Origin of the sequence: Flavobacterium sp. 90, from assembly GCF_004339525.1 — a bacterium.
In the GTDB taxonomy this organism is placed as follows: domain Bacteria; phylum Bacteroidota; class Bacteroidia; order Flavobacteriales; family Flavobacteriaceae; genus Flavobacterium.
Map to the genome: position 1 here is coordinate 6,082,981 of NZ_SMGE01000001.1, position 18,669 is coordinate 6,101,649.

General features: G+C 33.9%; 13 protein-coding genes. 12 read left to right on the top strand and 1 reads right to left on the bottom strand.

Annotated elements, in window-relative coordinates; translation table 11 throughout:
• Positions 1–183 precede the first annotated feature (183 nt).
• The 3 genes from C8C83_RS24725 (at position 184) to C8C83_RS24735 (ending at position 4,218) form a co-directional block, all read left to right on the top strand.
• Positions 184–1,287, top strand: coding sequence for a hypothetical protein (locus C8C83_RS24725; protein WP_121331190.1), 1,104 nt, complete (start codon positions 184–186; stop codon positions 1,285–1,287).
• Positions 1,288–1,444: 157 nt separating this feature from the next.
• Entirely contained in the window at positions 1,445–3,355 is a 1,911-nt protein-coding gene (locus C8C83_RS24730; RefSeq protein WP_121331191.1) for a fumarate reductase/succinate dehydrogenase flavoprotein subunit, read from the top strand.
• Positions 3,356–3,471: 116 nt separating this feature from the next.
• A complete protein-coding gene (locus tag C8C83_RS24735; RefSeq protein ID WP_121331192.1) occupies positions 3,472–4,218 on the top strand; it encodes a succinate dehydrogenase/fumarate reductase iron-sulfur subunit in 747 nt (248 codons plus the stop codon).
• Positions 4,219–4,564: 346 nt separating this feature from the next.
• Here the strand turns inward: C8C83_RS24735 and C8C83_RS24740 are convergent, their stop codons facing one another.
• Positions 4,565–5,314 carry a dihydrodipicolinate reductase C-terminal domain-containing protein gene (locus C8C83_RS24740; RefSeq protein WP_121331193.1) on the bottom strand — a complete coding sequence of 250 codons (750 nt, stop codon included), beginning with the start codon at positions 5,312–5,314 and terminating at the stop codon, positions 4,565–4,567.
• Between the two features lie 588 nt (positions 5,315–5,902).
• On the opposite strand from C8C83_RS24740, the gene C8C83_RS24745 reads away from it, so the two are divergent.
• From C8C83_RS24745 to C8C83_RS24785, 9 genes are all read left to right on the top strand, one after another.
• A complete protein-coding gene (locus tag C8C83_RS24745; RefSeq protein WP_121331194.1) occupies positions 5,903–6,337 on the top strand; it encodes a DUF1810 domain-containing protein in 435 nt (144 codons plus the stop codon).
• Between the two features lie 142 nt (positions 6,338–6,479).
• On the top strand, positions 6,480–6,830 hold the full coding sequence (locus C8C83_RS24750) for a hypothetical protein (RefSeq protein ID WP_165877255.1): 351 nt from the start codon (positions 6,480–6,482) through the stop codon (positions 6,828–6,830).
• 311 nt (positions 6,831–7,141) lie between these two features.
• Complete coding sequence (locus C8C83_RS24755) at positions 7,142–7,837, top strand: ATP-binding cassette domain-containing protein (RefSeq protein ID WP_121331195.1); 696 nt, start codon at positions 7,142–7,144, stop codon at positions 7,835–7,837.
• A gap of 33 nt (positions 7,838–7,870) precedes the next feature.
• A complete protein-coding gene (locus C8C83_RS24760; RefSeq protein ID WP_121331196.1) occupies positions 7,871–10,159 on the top strand; it encodes a TonB-dependent siderophore receptor in 2,289 nt (762 codons plus the stop codon).
• Positions 10,160–10,164: 5 nt separating this feature from the next.
• Positions 10,165–11,616, top strand: a complete 1,452-nt coding sequence (locus C8C83_RS24765; protein ID WP_121331197.1) for a DUF3526 domain-containing protein — start codon at positions 10,165–10,167, stop codon at positions 11,614–11,616.
• Position 11,617: 1 nt separating this feature from the next.
• Complete coding sequence (locus tag C8C83_RS24770; RefSeq protein WP_121331198.1) at positions 11,618–12,964, top strand: DUF3526 domain-containing protein; 1,347 nt, start codon at positions 11,618–11,620, stop codon at positions 12,962–12,964.
• A 566-nt stretch (positions 12,965–13,530) separates the two neighbouring features.
• The gene (locus C8C83_RS24775; RefSeq protein WP_121331199.1) at positions 13,531–14,130 is read left to right on the top strand and encodes an RNA polymerase sigma-70 factor; all 600 of its coding nucleotides are present in this window, start codon (positions 13,531–13,533) and stop codon (positions 14,128–14,130) included.
• A 67-nt stretch (positions 14,131–14,197) separates the two neighbouring features.
• Entirely contained in the window at positions 14,198–15,310 is a 1,113-nt protein-coding gene (locus C8C83_RS24780; RefSeq protein WP_121331200.1) for a FecR domain-containing protein, read from the top strand.
• 2 nt (positions 15,311–15,312) lie between these two features.
• Entirely contained in the window at positions 15,313–18,666 is a 3,354-nt protein-coding gene (locus C8C83_RS24785; protein ID WP_121331201.1) for a SusC/RagA family TonB-linked outer membrane protein, read from the top strand.
• Positions 18,667–18,669 lie beyond the last annotated feature (3 nt).

Below are 18,669 nucleotides of genomic sequence, written 5' to 3' on the forward strand. Positions count from 1 at the left end.
CCGCAGATTATACGGATTTGCACAGATTTTTTTTATTATTTAAATTAAAATTAGCGCTAATTCGTGGCAGAAAGTTTTTTTAAGCCATTAAAGTTTTAATAAAACAAGAATCAAAAGTGTAACAAAATCAAAAAAGTCGTCTCTATAATAAAAAAGTCATAAAATCAACCTGATATTTTTATTATGAAAACATTAAAATTAGCTACATTACTGATTCTGAATTTCTTTTCATTTTCAAAAACAAATGCTCAAACTACTCCAAATGACAGTATAAAACTCGATTATACTAAAATTTATGCGCTTGCATTAGACGGAAATCCAAAACAAGCCTTGCCTTTACTTGAAATTGATCCTACTAAAAAAATAGCAGAAAAAGACTTAAAATTTAAAACCAATTTCGAAAACCGATTTAAGTTTGCAGCAGATAAAAGTGATTTCCTGGAAACCCGAAAATCAAAAATAGACGAACTTTTAAAAATTTATAGAGATTACTGGAGATTCTCTTTCTTAAATAAAGAAAAGAAAACGGACACTTTGATTATGAAAAATGTTACCGATTTCCTTAAAAAAAATCTTCCGGCTGCAAAAAACTTATCACTTAACGAAGACAGTATCAATGTCTATCAAAAAAAATACATCTCAAACTTAGGTTATCACACAACTGGTTTTGGAAAAACCGGCGGACTTTATGATTTATTAGTTTGGAAAACAGAAAAAGATACGATCTATAAAGTGAATTATGAAGGACAGGAAACTTCAATTAAAATCTACTTTATGGATGATTTTATAACCTTAGGCTGGAGCGAATATGCCACTTTGGGACGTTATTATCCTGCAGGTTGGGCAACTCAGGAAGCTTTATTTTGTGTAAAAAAAGCATACGATTTAAAATCAGAAACCTTCAGAGTAAGTTATATTGGTCATGAAGGCAGACATTTTGCCGACTATAAATTATTCCCAAAATTGAAAGGTGTTGGTTCTGCTGATTTAGAATACAGAGGAAAATTGACGGAATTATCACTTTATTCCGAAGATGGACTTTACAAAAGAATTCAGTCTTTTATCAATAACGGAAACTATGACAGCGATAACGGTCATTCGATTGCGGCTTATTGTGTTATCAGAGATTTATCCCGTTTTTTATTTAATACTGACTACGAAAAGAACTTAGATAAATGGAAAACAATTCCTGCAAGTAAAATAAATCAGGCTGCAGCCAAAATACTTGAGGAAAACACCAAATCATTAGAGAAAATTCCAAATGTCGAAAAGTTTGTTAAACAGTAATAAACGTTGAGCTAAACAGAAGCTAAAAAAAGTATTTCTTGATAAATAATAGTTTTTTATTTACAAAAAATCATTTTTTTATAGTAAATTAGACCTTCTTATAACCTAAGTTTCTTTTTTAGAATTTGTGTACGAATTCATTTTAAATAAAACCAAAATGATAGACTCAAAAATACCAGAAGGTCCACTAGCAGAAAAATGGAATAATTATAAAGCAAAAGCCAAACTTGTAAATCCTGCCAACAGAAAAAAACTAAACATTATAGTCGTCGGAACTGGTCTTGCGGGAGCTTCATGCGCTGCATCACTTGCAGAACAAGGTTACAATATCAAATCATTTTGTTTTCAGGATTCTCCAAGAAGAGCGCATTCAGTAGCCGCTCAAGGCGGAGTTAATGCTGCAAAAAATTATAAAAACGACGGAGACAGCACTTTTAGAATGTTTTACGACACCATAAAAGGCGGTGATTTTAGATCTCGCGAAGCAAATGTTTACCGTCTTGCGGAATGTTCTGCACATTTAATCGATCATGCCGTCGCACAAGGCGTTCCTTTTGCCAGAGAATATGCCGGATATCTGAATAATCGATCTTTTGGAGGTGTTCAGGTTTCGAGAACTTTCTACGCTCGCGGACAAACGGGGCAACAACTTTTACTTGGCGCTTATCAGGCTTTATTACGTCAGGTTTCATTAGGAAAAGTAGCAATGCATACCCGTCATGAAATGCTGGAATTAGTTGTTATTGACGGAAAAGCCAAAGGCATTATTGCCCGAAATCTGGAAACCGGAGAACTCGAGCGTCACGTTGCCGATGCCGTAGTATTGGCTTCCGGAGGTTATGGCAAAGTATATTATCTGTCAACATTGGCAATGGGCTGTAATAGTTCGGCAATTTGGCGGGCGCACAAAAAAGGTGCTTATATGGCTGGCGTAAGCTGGATTCAGTTTCACCCTACTTCACTTCCGCAACACGGAGAAAATCAGTCTAAATTGACTTTAATGTCAGAATCTTTGCGTAATGACGGCCGAATCTGGGTTCCGAAAACTGCCAAAGACGACCGAAATCCAAATACAATTCCTGAAGAAGAACGCGATTATTATCTGGAACGCAAATATCCTTCTTTTGGGAATCTGGCTCCACGCGATATTTCGTCAAGAGCTGCTAAAGAACAAATTGATGCCGGACATGGCGTTGGACCCATGAAAAATGCCATTTATCTGGATTTCTCCGATGCCATAAAAACGCAGGGAAAAGATAAAATCGAAGCCAAATACAGCAATCTTTTTGCGATGTACGAGAAAATTACCGGAATCAATGCCTACAAAGAACCAATGTTGATTTCGCCATCGGCGCACTTTACCATGGGCGGACTTTGGGTTGATTATGAATTAATGAGTACAATTCCCGGATTATTTGCTCTTGGAGAAGCTAATTTTGCAGATCATGGCGCAAACCGACTTGGTGCAAATTCATTACTTCAAGCGTGTGTAGACGGGTATTTTATTGCGCCTTACACAATTCCGAATTATTTGGCTGGCGAATTAAACACTCCAAAATCAGATATAAATCATCCTGCTTTTGACGAAGCTGAAACTTCGGTAAAAGCACAATTAGATAAATTTTTGAATAGTAAAGGAACACTTTCAACAGATTATTTCCATAAAAAAATTGGAAGATTGCTTTATGAAAAATGCGGACTTTCGAGAAGCAAAGAAAAACTGGAAGACGCCTTAAACGAAATCAAATTACTAAAAGATTCTTTTGAAAAAGACCTTTTAATTACCGGAGACGATACAATTAACAGCGAACTTGAAAAAGCCGGACGTATTGCAGATTATATAGAACTCGCCGAATTAATGTGTCACGATGCCTTGCAAAGAGAAGAATCCTGCGGCGCACATTTTCGCGAAGAATATCAAACTCCTGATGGCGAAGCGGTTCGAAATGATAAGGATTTCTGCTATGTTTCGGCTTGGGAATGGAAAGGAAAACAACACGTCCCGGAATTACATAAAGAACCTTTAGTATTCGAATCCGTTCAACTTGCTGTGAGAAGTTATAAATAATTGTTGATTGTTAATTGTAAATTATTAATCCATAAAACTCACTTTTACAACTCACAACTCAGAAATAATTTATAATTAATAATTCATAATTAACAATTAATAATTAATAATTACCTATGAAACTATATCTTAAAATATGGCGACAACTCAATACTGCTTCCAAAGGAGAAATGGTAGATTATGAAATTGATAATGTTTCTGAGCATATGTCTTTTCTCGAAATGCTCGATCTTTTAAACGAATCTCTTATTCAGAAAAAAGAACGTGTTATAGAATTTGATCACGATTGCAGAGAAGGAATTTGTGGTCAATGTGGCGTTATGATTGACGGACGAGCGCATGGACCTTTAAAAAATACTACAACTTGTCAGCTTCATATGAGAAGTTTTAAAGATGGAGACACGATTTATATTGAACCTTTTCGTGCAAAAGCATTCCCCGTTTTAAGAGATTTAAAAATCAATCGATCTGCTTTTGATTCTATAATTGAAGCTGGTGGTTTTATTGGCGCTTCAACTGGTCAGGCACCCGAAGCAAACAGTATTCCGATATCTTATGAAACTGCCGAAGCTTCCTTTGATGCTGCCGCTTGTATAGGATGTGGAGCTTGTGTTGCAACTTGCAAAAATGCAAGTGCGGCATTGTTTGTAGGAGCAAAAATCACGCATTTGGCTTTACTTCCACAAGGAAAAATTGAAGCATCAAAAAGAGTTTTAACGATGGTAAGTCAAATGGATGCAGAAGGTTTTGGAAATTGCTCAGACACAAGAGCCTGTGAAATAGAATGTCCGCAAGGGATTTCTATTCTTTCCATTGCAAAAATGAATTCCGAATATGCTAAAGCAATAATTTTTAGAAAATAACAACATATTATTTCTTTAAAACACATAGAAACATTGATATTATAACTCAAAAAATGGCATTTCAATTAATAAAAATAAGCATAACAATCTTTATGAGAGAAGTGCGGTTCTTTTTTTGAAGCCTTTTTGCCCCATACTCGCTCTGTTTCTATGTGTTAAATAAATATTCTTTAACGAATTTCTCGCAAAATCTTAAAGGCGCGAAATTCAAAACTTAAAATAAAAAACTTTGCGTCTTCGCGACTTTGCGAGATTATTTTTTAAGCTTTTATTTGACGCAGCAGAGAAAATTGCACGCAAAGTCGCCAAGACGCAAAGTTTTTATATAATAGATCTTTGAGTTTAATTACACTGCAAAATAAGGCGTCAGAATATCTTCAAAATTATACAATCCTTTTTGCTTGTTTTCTAAGTTTTCAGCAACAAAAACAACTCCATTACCAAATGCTTCTCTTGAAATAGATTCGTGAATAAGACGAACTGTTTGATACGGAAATCCAAATATAACTTCGTGTTTTCCAACTATTCCCCCTGCTCTAACTGAGTTGATATTGTCTTTGTCAATATCTAAAGCTTCTGCAATTTTAACCGCCGTTCCTGATGTTCCTTCTTTCTTTTTAAAATGTTCTTCATTGACTTCAATATCAACCCACGGCGCAATTTTCTTTAGAAACTTGGCTGCAAAAAGTAAATAATTCACACCCAAAGTAATATTTGGAGACCAAAATACAGTTGTTTTATGCGCTAATTTCTTTAGTAATTGCAGTTCTTTATCTTTATAATGCGAAATTGCCGATATAATTTTGATCTTTCTATTCGCTGCAATTTCGCCATAAGTATGAATTCCTTCGCTTGACGAAAAATCAATAATTACATCAACCGGATGTTTGTCCAGTAATTCTTCTATCGAAGTTTTGGAACTAGAGTAAATTAATCCCGGTTCGTCTGACTGAACTCCAAAAAATTCCGGAACTGATCTGTGTTCTAAAACAGTACTTTGTCTTAAAACCCATTCCAGGCAAAATTTATTGTTTTCGAGTAGTATTGATGCTACTGATTTTCCAGTTTTTCCGAATCCGATTAGTCCTATTTTCATAATTTATTTTTTTATTGAGCGATACGCCCGTTTGTAGAAATTGGCTTTTTTTGAAGTTCATGCCAAATCAAAAATTTAATTATTATCTAAGTCGATAATTATCCTCTAATAGTAAAAATAGAGATATTATAACGGGAACACTAGAAATTATTGAGTTTTGTAACAAAAAAGAACCACGTTAACAGGAATAATATTGTGAAAATATTTAACCGCAAAGATGCAAACACAATATTGCCATTTCGACGGAGGAGAAATCACACACGGAATTCGACAAAGATTGGTCTTTGCGAGGAACGAAGCAACCACACTAACAAAAATTACGAATTGAATTCAGCAAATGAGATTGCTTCGTTCCTCGCAATGACAAAACTTTGCGTCTTTGCGAGATTAATAAAATTCGCCATCAAAAAATCATTAAAATCACTTTAATATGTGGCATTAAAACAAATATTTCCGATTAATACTACAGGATATAATTCGCTTAATATATTTAAAAAAAATTGATACAAAAAAATAATCCAAATGTACAACTTAACATATTTTCAGTAGTTTTACGACCTGATTGCCCCCAACTAAAATCAGCAAATAATGGCCTACAACAATAAAGAATTAGTACGTTTTTTAGACGCACAAAATAAATTATACTTATCGGCACTTTCCGAAATTAAGAAAGGAAAAAAAGAATCTCCCTGGATGTGGTTTATTTTTCCTCAGATTAAAGGACTTGGTTCTTGTGACACCTCAAAATTCTACGAAATAAAGAATGCCGACGAAGCAATTGCTTTTCTGGAACATCCAATTTTAGGAAAACATCTTCTGGAAATTACCTCTGAATTAATCAAAACAGACGAGAAAACTGCTACAGATATCTTCGGAAATCCTGATGATGAAAAACTGCAATCCTGCATGACATTATTCGCGAGTATTCAAAATTCGGAACCAATATTTGAAGAAGTATTAGACAAATACTTTGACGGTTCTTCTGATTTTCATACGCTTCAATTGTTGTATAGTAATTTCTGAATCTAATATAATTGTCTCAGAAAATAGCTAAAAAAACATTCCTTTTTGGTGTATTTCTAAATAAGAAAACTATATTTGCAACCAAGTTGCGTTAGTTAATAACTCAGGAAGTCTAGTAGACACGCTGATTGCCAAATCAAGAATGAAAAAGAAAATTGTCTTAATTAATCTTTTCATGTCTGTTACGGTATTGTTCGCAATGCTGTTTCAGACCATACATTCTTATGAGCATGTTTACAAACAATTAACCGAAAAACAGTGCCATCATAATTCAGTTAATGGGCAAAAACAAATCACACACAGCCATTCTGTAGAAAATAATTGTCACGTTTGTCATTTTGCGTTTAGCACTTTTATTCCCAATTCATTTCAAGCTTTATCTTTTCATAAAGTAATTACTCAAACTTCTTATGTATTCTTTTATACAAAAGTCGCTTCAAACTTCTTTAAAGGCAGTCTTTTTGCCCTTAGAGCACCGCCTTCAATTCTTTAGTTTACAACATTTTTTTCGAAAATCTAAAAGCTTTTTACCTATTCTTCAATATAGAAGTTAGGTAAACTTATTTGTGTATTTATTTGATTTCCTTTCTATACAAAAGAAAGTGACTTATCATTTATATTCCGAAAAGGCATTCTTATTTTTCAAATTCAAATAGAAATTCTTCTATCAAAATAGCTGTAAACTATCCTTTCATTTTACTCAAATTCTAAATTCCTCACTGTGCCAAACAGCAACTGAGTCTGCGACCGCGACTGAAAACTGAGACTGAAAACTAAAAAAATCACCCAAATACATAAAAAACTATGCTTATAGCTGAAAATCTAACGAAAAAATACGGCGATTATGTTGCCTTAAACAAATTGAATCTAACCATTAAAAGAGGCGAAATCTTTGCACTTTTAGGTCAGAATGGTGCCGGAAAAACAACTACAATAAATCTGTTTTTAGGTTTTATAGAACCAACAGACGGAGAACTTAAAATCAATAATATTTCGGTTATAGAAAATGCTTCTAAAACCAAAGAATATGTCGCTTATATTCCTGAAACAGTGATGTTATATCCAAATCTTACCGGTTTAGAAAACTTAAAATTCTTCTCCTCTCTCGCAGGATTCAAATATTCATCTGGAGAATTGACTTATTTTCTCTCGAAAGCAGGTTTACAACTTAAAGCGCACGATCAGAACCTTGGCGGATATTCTAAAGGAATGCGCCAAAAAGTAGGTATTGCGATTGCGATTGCCAAAAAAGCCAAAGTTCTATTACTTGACGAACCTACAAGCGGGTTAGATCCTAAAGCTTCAAACGAGTTTTCTCAAATTCTGAAAGAACTTTCGGCAGACGGAACAGCAATATTAATGGCAACTCACGATATTTTCAGAGCCAGAGAAGTCGCGACACACATTGGAATCATGAAACAAGGCAATTTAGTAACGGTGATCGAAGCTGATAAAATATCGGCAAACGAACTCGAAAACTTGTATTTACAAACTGTATAAAAGGAAATAGCATTTTCAAAACCAACCAAAAAAATGAAACATTTAATCTTAATGCTATTGATATTCAGCAGTTCGCAGTTTATTCAATCGCAAAACATAAATAAAAAAATAAAAGATAGTATTGCTCAGGATTCCATAAAACGGAACGAATTACAAACTGTTGAAATCATTGGTCGTTCGACTAAAAAATACAATAGCGATTATTCTTTTGCGGCGACAAAAACGGCTGCATTAAACAAAGATATTCCGCAATCTATCTCGACAATTACAAAGGAATTAATTGCTGACAAAGGCGCTTTTTATCTTGCCGATGCCGTAAAAATGGCAAGCGGTGTAATTCCGGCGAGTTATTACAATCAATATACCATTCGCGGAATTAGTCAAAACGAAGAAGGTCAAATTGTAAACGGAATGCGAACTCGCCAATATTATTTTCTACAGCCTTTAACCAATAATATCGAACGTGTTGAAGTTATTAAAGGTCCTTCGAGCGCCACATTTTCGTCTGTTGATCCTGGCGGAAGCATCAATTTGGTGACTAAAAAACCTCTTGCCGTTAACCGAAAAGAAGTGAGTTTGAGCGTAGGAAGTTTTAGCACTTTACGCGGAACTCTTGACTTTACAGGACCGCTTAACGAATCTAAAACCTTATTATATCGTATTAATGGAGCGTATCAGGAAGCAAAATCGTTTCGGGATTTGGTGAGTAATAAATCGTTTTTGATCTCTCCATCATTCAGTTATATTCCGAATGAAAAAACAGCAATCAATACTGAATTAATTCTAAGTAATATGACAGGAACTCTCGATCGCGGACAACCTATTTTTGGCGCTGTAGCTGGAGTTACGAATCTAAATCAAACACCAATTAGTTTAAATCTTGGCACTCCAAGTGATTATTTTAAATCGAAAGAAATGATTTTGATGACGAATTTCACTCATAAATTCAATTCTAAAATTGGTTTTAATGCCCAATATATGAAACAAACCTGGACCGAAAACCTTCAGGAACACAGAACGACAAATGCTTTTGCGGTCGATATGAACAATAAACCTGTTACAAGTCTGGCGATGATGCAATTTGTTCAACGTCAGCAATATTGGGACATTGATAATTTGAGTGCTTATTTTAATTTTGATTTAAAAACCGGAAAACTCAAACATAAACTCCTTGCAGGTTACGATTTAAGCAGTTGGAACAAAACCAAAGGCGGCGGACAAAATGCTGCAAGAGGTTATTTGCTAAAAGACGGAACTGTAGCGAGTACTTTTGTTCCTGCAAACGCAGCCAATTACCAAACGACAACAATTGATGGAGTTGTTTTACCAAAACCAAATGTCAATTATTTCAATTTAAATAATCCTGTTTATACCTTAACAAGTCCTGAAGATTACACCTTAAACGTTAGAACTGCGTTGCCATCTGCGTTGACGACTACAAATGCAATTTATATTCAGGATCAGATTCAGTGGGAAAAATTCACCGTTTTGTTGGGTTTAAGAAACGAATGGTTTGAAGACATTACCAATTATGAAACCAACAAGGAATTAACAGTCAAAAAAACGGCATTGTTGCCACGCGTGGGACTTACTTATGCAATTAACAACGAAATCAATGTTTATACGACTTATCTTGAAGGTTATCAGCCACAATCGAATACGGTGACTTTAATGCCACAAACCGGAAGTTTACCCGCCGGAAGTCTCTTTGATCCGCTTAAAAGTAATCTGAAAGAAGTGGGTGTAAAAGCGACATTCTTTAATAATTCAATGAGTTTTAATGCAGCGGTTTACGAAATCAATCAGCGTAATATTTTGATGAATGCCAATGATCCTGCAAACCCTGATTTATTGGTAACCAGAGGCGCCGAAAGAAGTCGTGGTTTTGAGTGCGATCTTGCAGGTTACATCACTCCAGATTGGCAAATAAATGCTTCGTATAGCTATATAGACGCTAAAATTACAAACGATCGTGATCTTTCATTAATTGGTGCCAGAAAACAAAATACACCAAAAAACAGTGCCAATTTATGGACGCGTTACAATTTCAATTCAGATTCTGGTTTGAAGGATTTGGGAGTTGGTTTTGGGATGCAATATCAAAGCAGCAAAGTGCCTTGGTTTACAAGAGCTTTTACACTTCCTGATTTCACCGTTTTTGATGCTGCTTTATATTACAAACCCAACAAAAGTAATATGCAAATTGCTTTGAATGCAGGTAATTTATTCAACAAAACCTATTGGTTAGGCGCACAGAATTATTTGAGATTATTTCCCGGAGCTCCAAGAAATTTCAGCCTTACTGTAACTTATAAATTTTAATTGGTATGAAATCATTACACATAGAAATTTTAATCGCCAAACATCTAAAGAATTCCGTTTTTAAGAATAAAGCGGTATTTATCATCACGCTTTTTATTGGTATTATTTTGCTTTATGCTGCTTTTTCGGGTTGGGAAAATTACACCAACCAAAACGAAACCAGTGAAAAATACCAACATGAATCGAGAGAAGACTGGTTGAAAAATCCGGATAAAAACCCGCATCGAATGGCACATTACGGAAATTTTGCCTTCAGAAAAAGCACGCCTTTAAGTGTTTTTGAATTTGGAATGGAACCGTTTTTCGGGAATGCCATATTTCTGGAAGCGCACAAACAAAATACAGCCAATTTCTCTGAAGCAGGATTTTCCAACAGTATGCTTCGTTTTGGCGAAATAAGTATTGCGATGGTTTTGCAGGTTTTATTGCCTTTATTGATCTTTTTCTTAGGCTTTAATTCGGTCGCTGCCGAAAGAGAAAACGGAACTTTAAAACTCCTTTTAAGTCAGGGAATCAATTGGAAACAACTTTTAATTGGTAAAACATTAGGAATCGCTTCTGTAATTATGATGCTTTTTCTACCCACAATTATTGTACTTGTATTTATCTGGTTATTGCTTCAGGATTTTAGCATTTCTGCCGATGAAACGATCAAAATGGTATTGTTTATTCTGTTTCATTTTATATATCTGATGTTCTTTTGCGTCATTTCTGTTTTAATTTCGGCGTTAAGCAAAACCTCCAAAAAAGCGTTGATTTCATTGATTGGAATTTGGTTGGTTTTCACGATAATTCTGCCAAGAACGACTCAGGCAATCGGAGCTTATATTTATGAAGCGCCTTCTAAGATTCAATTCAATAGCGATATAGAAAAAGATATTCTGAAACAAGGCGATAGTCATAATCCGAATGATTTGCATTATAAAGCGATTAAAGATTCTCTTTTACGTGTTTACAAAGTCGATTCAATACAGAAACTTCCTTTTAATTATTCGGGTTTTATTATGACCGAAGGCGAGAAAATAAGTTCTAAAATCTATAATCAGCATTTAGAAAATCTATTGAAGGTTTATGAACAGCAAAACAGTTTTTCGAAGACGATTTCTTTTATAAATCCATACATCGCGATCAAAAACTTATCAATGGGATTGTCCAATACAGATTATGATTCGTACATAGATTTCCAAAAACAAGCTGAAGATTATCGCTATAAAATGGCGCAAAAAATGAATGCATTGCAGGTAAAATATATCAGTAATAATAAGCCAAAACCTACTGATAAACCATTGACAATTGGCAAAGAACATTGGGCTGATCTAGAAGAATTTCATTATGAATCAAAAGGAATTCAGGATGTTTTAAAATCCGAAATTATTGCTCTTATCTCCATTTTTCTCTGGATTATAATGCTTTTTATATTTATTCGAATTGCAGCCAAAAACCTTAAAGCCATTTAATATGTTAGCATTACTATTTAAAAATTTCATACGATCAAAAGGAACCAAAATTGGACTGATATTTCTGTTGATTATCTGTTTTATAAGTCTATTAATTGGGCGACAATTTCAGCAAAAACAACAAAACAATATTACCGAAGCGGCAATTTATCAAAAAGAACATATTGCCAGAAATGCCGCTTTTCATAAAGACGAAATTGGACTTCTACTCTACTATATCAAGTTTTCTTTGGTCAATAAAACATTGCCAATTAACAGTCTCGCAATTGGTCAGCGCGATGTAAATCCCTCAATTCAAAGTGTTACAATTCGTGGTCTCGAAGCTCAGAAATATGATTCAGAACTCAATAATCCGAATAATCTTTTGTCCGGAAATATCGATTTTAGTTTTGTATTAATTTATCTTTTTCCACTCTTGATTATTGCATTTTCGTATAATTTAATTTCGGAAGAAAAAGAAAGCGGAACCTGGAAAATCGTCGCAACTCAAAGCCAAAACACCTTTCTGTACATTCTGAAATTATTCTATATTCGAATTTTAAGCATGATTGCATTATTAACGATCGTACTTTTTATAGCAATATTGTTTCTGAATATCCCATTTAACCAATCACTTTTTACCTTTTACACAATAGCAATTCTCTACATTTTATTTTGGTTTGCAGTAAGCTTTTTTATCGTTTCTCTGCAACAGCATTCGAATTTTAATGCGGTTATTTTATTGACGATTTGGTTGTTTCTAATTATCATTTTACCGGCAACAATCAACACTTACATTGTCAATAAATATCCAATTCCCGAAGCTCTGGAATTGACTGTAAAACAACGAAATGCCTATCATGAAAAATGGGATATGGATAAAAAAATTACAATGGATAAATTCTATAACCATTATCCGCAATTCAAGCATTATCCTTTGCCAAACGCTGAGTTTAGCTGGCTTTGGTATTATGCAATGCAACAAGCGGGTGATGATGATTCTGCAAAACAATCAAGAGAATTAGAGCATAAATTACAACAACGAAATAAAGCAAGCGAGTTGATTGCGCAATTTATTCCGACTTTGCATACGCAGATTCAGCTTAACGAAATTGCTAAATCTGACTTAGGAAATCAGCTTTTATTTCTGAAAGAAACCAAACATTTTCATGAAAAAATGCGTTTGTATTTCTATCCAAAAATCTTTGATAATGCTGATGTCAGCAAAGAAAACTGGTCTAAATTTAAGGTTGAAACATTTAGTGATTCCTCCGAAATAAGTTTTATGAAAGCGTTTATACCTTTATTACTTTTCAATTTATTATTGATTGGTTTTGGATGGAGGAATTTTAAAAACAATATTATTTAACCGCAAATTTTTTAACCGCATTTTTTTTAACCGCAAAGTTTGCAAAGGTTTACGCAAAGTTCGCAAAGTTTTTAGGCAAAGCTTTGCGGAGTTTGTGAAAATTATTTAACCGCAAAGAACACAAAGGTTTACGCAAAGTTCGCAAAGTTTTTAGACAAAGCTTTGCGGACTTTGCGTTTTTATAAAAAGCCAGCATAACAAAAAACTTTGCGTGCTTTGCGGTAAAAATACAGTTGTTTTTAGATGACAGGAATTTTAAGCTTAATATTATTTAACCGCAAAGCACACAAAGGTTTACCCAAAGTTCGCAAAGTTTTTAGACAAAGCTTTGCGGACTTTGCGTTTTTATAAAACCTAGCATAACAAAAATCTTTGCGTGCTTTGCGGTAAAATCTACATTGCTAAGATTTTTTCTTCTTATTCTGACTAATATTATTTCAAACAATCTTTATTTTAATTTTATTTAGAATTAATATAAATAAACTTTTATATTTGCCGCTTTCTTGGCAAATTCTGGTAGTTTTCTAAATTTACCCGATTCCCAAATCCAAAGTAAATTTCGTTTGATGAACATTAATAACAGTTTCGAATTAAATCTTTTTGAATCTTTCAAAGAAGGAGACGAAACTGCTTTCACGTATTTCTACGACAAATACTTCCGCCGAATTACTGCTTTTAGCGTTCAGTTTATTTATGATAAAGAGGAAGCCGAAAATCTCGCACAAGAAGCTTTTTTGCATTTATGGCAAAGCAGAGAAACTGTAGAATCGATAAACGGAATACAATCTTTCTTGTACACTTATGCGAAATCGAAATGCCTGAACATGATTCGGCATAATAAAGTAAAGGATAAATTTAAAAGTGAAGTTTTAAATCAGAAAGAACGAGAATTGGATATGGAAATCTTAAACTCGGTACAATTTGACACTTTAGAATTAACGGAATTAGAACGTTTAATTCAGGAATCAATAAGTGATCTTCCACCAAAAACCAGAGAAGTTTTTATAAAAAAGCGTTTCGAGAATAAAAAAAATGCAGAAATAGCCGAAGAAATGCAAGTATCGCTAAAAGCCGTTGAAGCCCACATGACAAAGGCTTTGAAGATTTTAAAAACCAAATTATCGGATTATTTATTCTTGATTTTTATCCTTATTTGTAATAATTAAAAATAAAAGGTAGGGTATTTTATTTCTGAAGTGTACTTACAATAACCAGAAGTTTAAAACCAAAATAATGACATCGAAACTTATTTATAAATATCTTTCTAATGAAGCTTCAGAACAAGAAGTTCAATCTCTTTTTGATTGGATCGATGCTTCTGAAGAAAACAAAAAGCACTTTATATCTTTAAAGAAAACTTGGGCTTTAGCAGCACTTTCGGATGAAATTACGTCTGAATCAGTTTCGGTGATTTCGATAAAACCAAAAAATAATGCTATTCAGTATTTAAAATATGCCGCTGTATTTTTAGTTTTATTCGGATTAGGAAAATTGGCTTTCGATTTTACTCAAAAAACAAAATCATCAAAAGAAATTGTTTTAGAATTTGCTGATGGAAGTTCTGAAATCATCACAAAAAACAATCAAACTAAAGTTATAAACGACAAAGGAAGTTTGATTGCAAAGAAATTTCCAAACCATATTGTTTACTTCGGAAAAGTTCAGGATCAGAAAGTGGTTTATAATACACTTAAAGTTCCATACGGAAAACGATTTAAACTTACCCTTTCTGACGGAACGATTGTGAATTTAAATTCGGGGACAACTTTTCGTTATCCGGAACAATTTGGAATCAATGGTAAAAGAAATGTATTCTTAACCGGTGAAGCTTTTTTTGAAGTTGCAAAAGACAAACAACATCCGTTTATTGTAAACGCGAATAAGGTTGATATTGAAGTTCTTGGAACAAAATTTAATATCAGTGCATATCCAGAAAACCCAACGGTTAATAGTACTTTGATCGAAGGAAGTATTCAGATGTATGAAGTTGAAAACAAACAAAATTTGGTTTTACTTCTTCCAAATCAAATGGCAACCTGGCAAAATAACGCTAAAAAAATCACAACAAAAGCAGTTGATCCAAGTTTTTATTCGGCATGGACAAAGGGCGAACTTGCTTTTAAAGATACTCCATTTTCAACGATCGCTAAAATAATTCAACGTACTTATGATGTCGAAATCATCAATGAAAATACTGTTTTGGCCAAGCAGAATTTTACAGGTACGATTAAAATTAGTGAATCAAGTGTCGAAAATATTTTAGAACTTCTAAAACGTGACACGCCATTTAATTATTCGATCGAAGAAAATACGATTACCATTACCAATCCTTCCATAACTAAATAAACATGACTTTTACGATACCCAATTTCAGGAAAATTCTATTTTTCCTAGCGCTTCTTATATCCAGTTTTAAAAGTTTTTCTCAGAATAAAGGCATAACATTACAGCTAAAAAACAAACCTATTAGTTTCATTATCAAATCAATTGAAGATCAAACTGATTTTAGAATCATTTATAATGCAAGAAAAATTGATGCCGATCAACTTGCGGATATTAATGTACAAAATGCGACTTTAGAAGTTGTGTTAACGCAATTATTTACCGGTAAAAACATTTCTTTTTACATACAGAAAAAGCAGGTTTTATTAACGAACTCCGCTCCTGCTCCAACTTCTTCAAATCCTGATGAAAAGGAAAGATTTATTAGCGGAATCGTTTATAGTGCCAAAGAAAAACAACCGCTTGCCGGAGCAACAATACGCATAAAAGGTACCGGAATGGGCGCTATAACTGATTTTAACGGAAAATTTGTTTATCAGTTAAAAGGAAATAACATCAATAATATAGTGCTTGAAGCTGGCTTTTTAGGAATGGAATCTCAAGCTATAAAGGCAGATACTAAAAAAGAATTTACATTTTATCTGGAAGAATTCACAGATGAGCTAAATCAGGTTGTGATTACGTCTTCTTACGGAACTAAAAAACTTAAAGAGGAAGTTGTTGGAAGTATTTCGAGCTTAAACGCCAAAGATATTCCGGTTCAACAAGCCTCGGAAAGTATTGATAAAATGGTCGAAGGACAAATTGCCGGGGTTTTGGTCGAAAATGTTTCGGGAATTGGTGGTCCGGTTAAAATTAATATTCGTGGTCAGGGAACTTTAAAATCTTTGTCTAATTCTATTTTAGGTACTTCTACTCAGCCTTTGATCATTGTCGATGGTGTAATTATGAGTGAACAAGGCGGTATTGATAACGAATTTTTTAACGGAGGAAGATTATCTGAGGGATTATCGAATCCGTTAGCCATGATTTCTCCTGATAATATCGAAGATTTTACGGTTTTAAAAGATGCTGCCGCGGTTGGTATTTATGGTGCTGATGGTGCAAATGGTGTGATTTTGATTACGACAAAAAAGGGTAAAAAAGGCAAAGTTCAATTTGGATTTTCGAACCAACTTGGAGTTTCATCGGCTATTAATCAAATTAAATATTTGAATGGCGCGCAATATACGGACTTGCGAAATGATTATTTAAAAAACACTTCTACAGATTATGTTCCGGTTCCTTATAACGGAATCAACACGGATTGGTTTGGATTATTGAACCAAAACGGGATTTATAACAAATATAATTTCAGCGTTTCCGGAGCTACTTCAGATTTTTCGTATCGAAGCACAATCACCTATCTAAATATCGATGAGCCTCAATTAGGGAATACTACAAAACAGCTTAACGGAGGACTTAATTTAGGATATCGACATTCAAAATGGGATATTAATTTGTCTTTAAACCCTAGTTACATCAAAAAAGATGCTCCTAATATTTATTATGATTTTGCTTATTTGCCTACAATTTCGCCTTATAATCTAGATGGAACTTACTCAAATCTTGGTCTTTCAGGAGGAAATACGGGAGGAAATCCTTTGGCAGCAATTGAACAAAATAGAAATGAAACAGAAAGCCGTGGAATCTTAGGAAGTTTGAATTTAGGTTATGAATTAAATAAAAATATAAAATTCGGGACTTTATTTGGTCTTGATTATATTGATAAAGTTCAAGATCGCTATTTTTCGGGAGAAAATGAAAGTGGACAAAACAATGGAACTTTCGTCCTGAACGAAAAAACATATCCCAACTGGGGAAGACGCCTTATAAATAACCGAAATGCTACCAAATGGAACTGGCAGGGACAAATGTTATTTAATAAAGAAATCAATAAAAACAATACGATTGACGGCGTTGTAGGTTTTGAACTTTCTGAAGAAAAGGCGGATTTTGATTATTCATCGGCTTCAGGATTTGTAAATCCTAACGTAATTAATCGCATTGAAGATGCTCTGCAAGATGATAATCCTGCAACTCCTTTGGTTGATGAAAGTAAAACGAGACAGGTTCACGGATCTGATATTAATTACAATTCAAGAGTTTCTTTGTTCTCACAGATAAACTACAATTACAAGAAAAAATATTATGCGTTGGTCAATTTCAGACGTGACGAAAGTTCTGTTTTTGGCGACGATACAAATGTTGCTTACAATAGCGGTGCAGGTTTAGCGTGGATTGCGAGCAACGAAGATTTCTTAAAATCAAATTCATGGATTGATTTCTTAAAGGTGAAAATAAGTTATGGTTCAACCGGTAATTCACGTATCGGTTCTTATAGATCAAAAGGTCTCTATACTGTTTTACAAAATGGTTATAATGGCGATACAAGTGCTTCATCAAGCGTTTCTCCTAACGGAAATTTAAGTTGGGAGAAAAATGTAAAATTCAATACCGGAATCGATTTTAATGTATTCAATACGGTCGAACTTTCATTAGAGTATTATTATGATAGTTTATCTGATTTGATTGTTGCACGTGATATTCCAACAGAAACCGGTTATAATTCTGTGCAATTAAATGCGGCAGATATGTACAATAAAGGTTTTGAGTTTACGACCAGAATCAAGTGGTTTCAAAAAGGAAAATTCAAATGGACTTCTTCTTTCAATATCTCGACGGTAGATAATAAAGTAACGGATTTGGTAGGTTTAGGAAGCGATTATTCTGTGGCTAATATTGCTCTTGCTCAAAAAATTGGTTACAGTACTTCAACGATCTGGGGTATAAACTGGGTGGGCGTTGATCCCGCAACCGGAAGAGATTTGGTTAAAAAAAATGGACAAGTTTATGATGCGGCAACTTACAACAGATTGTTTACCAATGCTGATTGGGAACCAATTGGAGATTCACAACCTAAAGCTTTTGGAGGTTTTAGCAATCGTTTTACGCTAAACAATATTACATTATCGGTAACAGGCGCTTTTCAATGGGGCGGTGATAAATTAATTTCAGATGAAATGATCTCAAAACCAAGAACGACTTCAAACCGAAATATGTCTGTAAATGCATACGATTACTGGAGAAATCAAGGCGATGTTGTCTCTCAGCCTGCGCCTAGTAACAATACATTATTGTCTAATATGAGCAAATATGTTTATGACGCTACTTATATCAAAATCAGTAATATAAACCTGAGTTATAATGTTCCGCTAAAAAATACTTTTCTGGATGCTTTAACGATTTTTGCAGATGTTTCGAACGCATTGTATTGGTACAAAGAAAAAAGTCCGGCGGGAATGAATGGTATCAGAGAATTTAATTACACTTATCCGCAAGCCAGAACGATCTCCTGCGGAATTAATACTAAATTTTAAAAA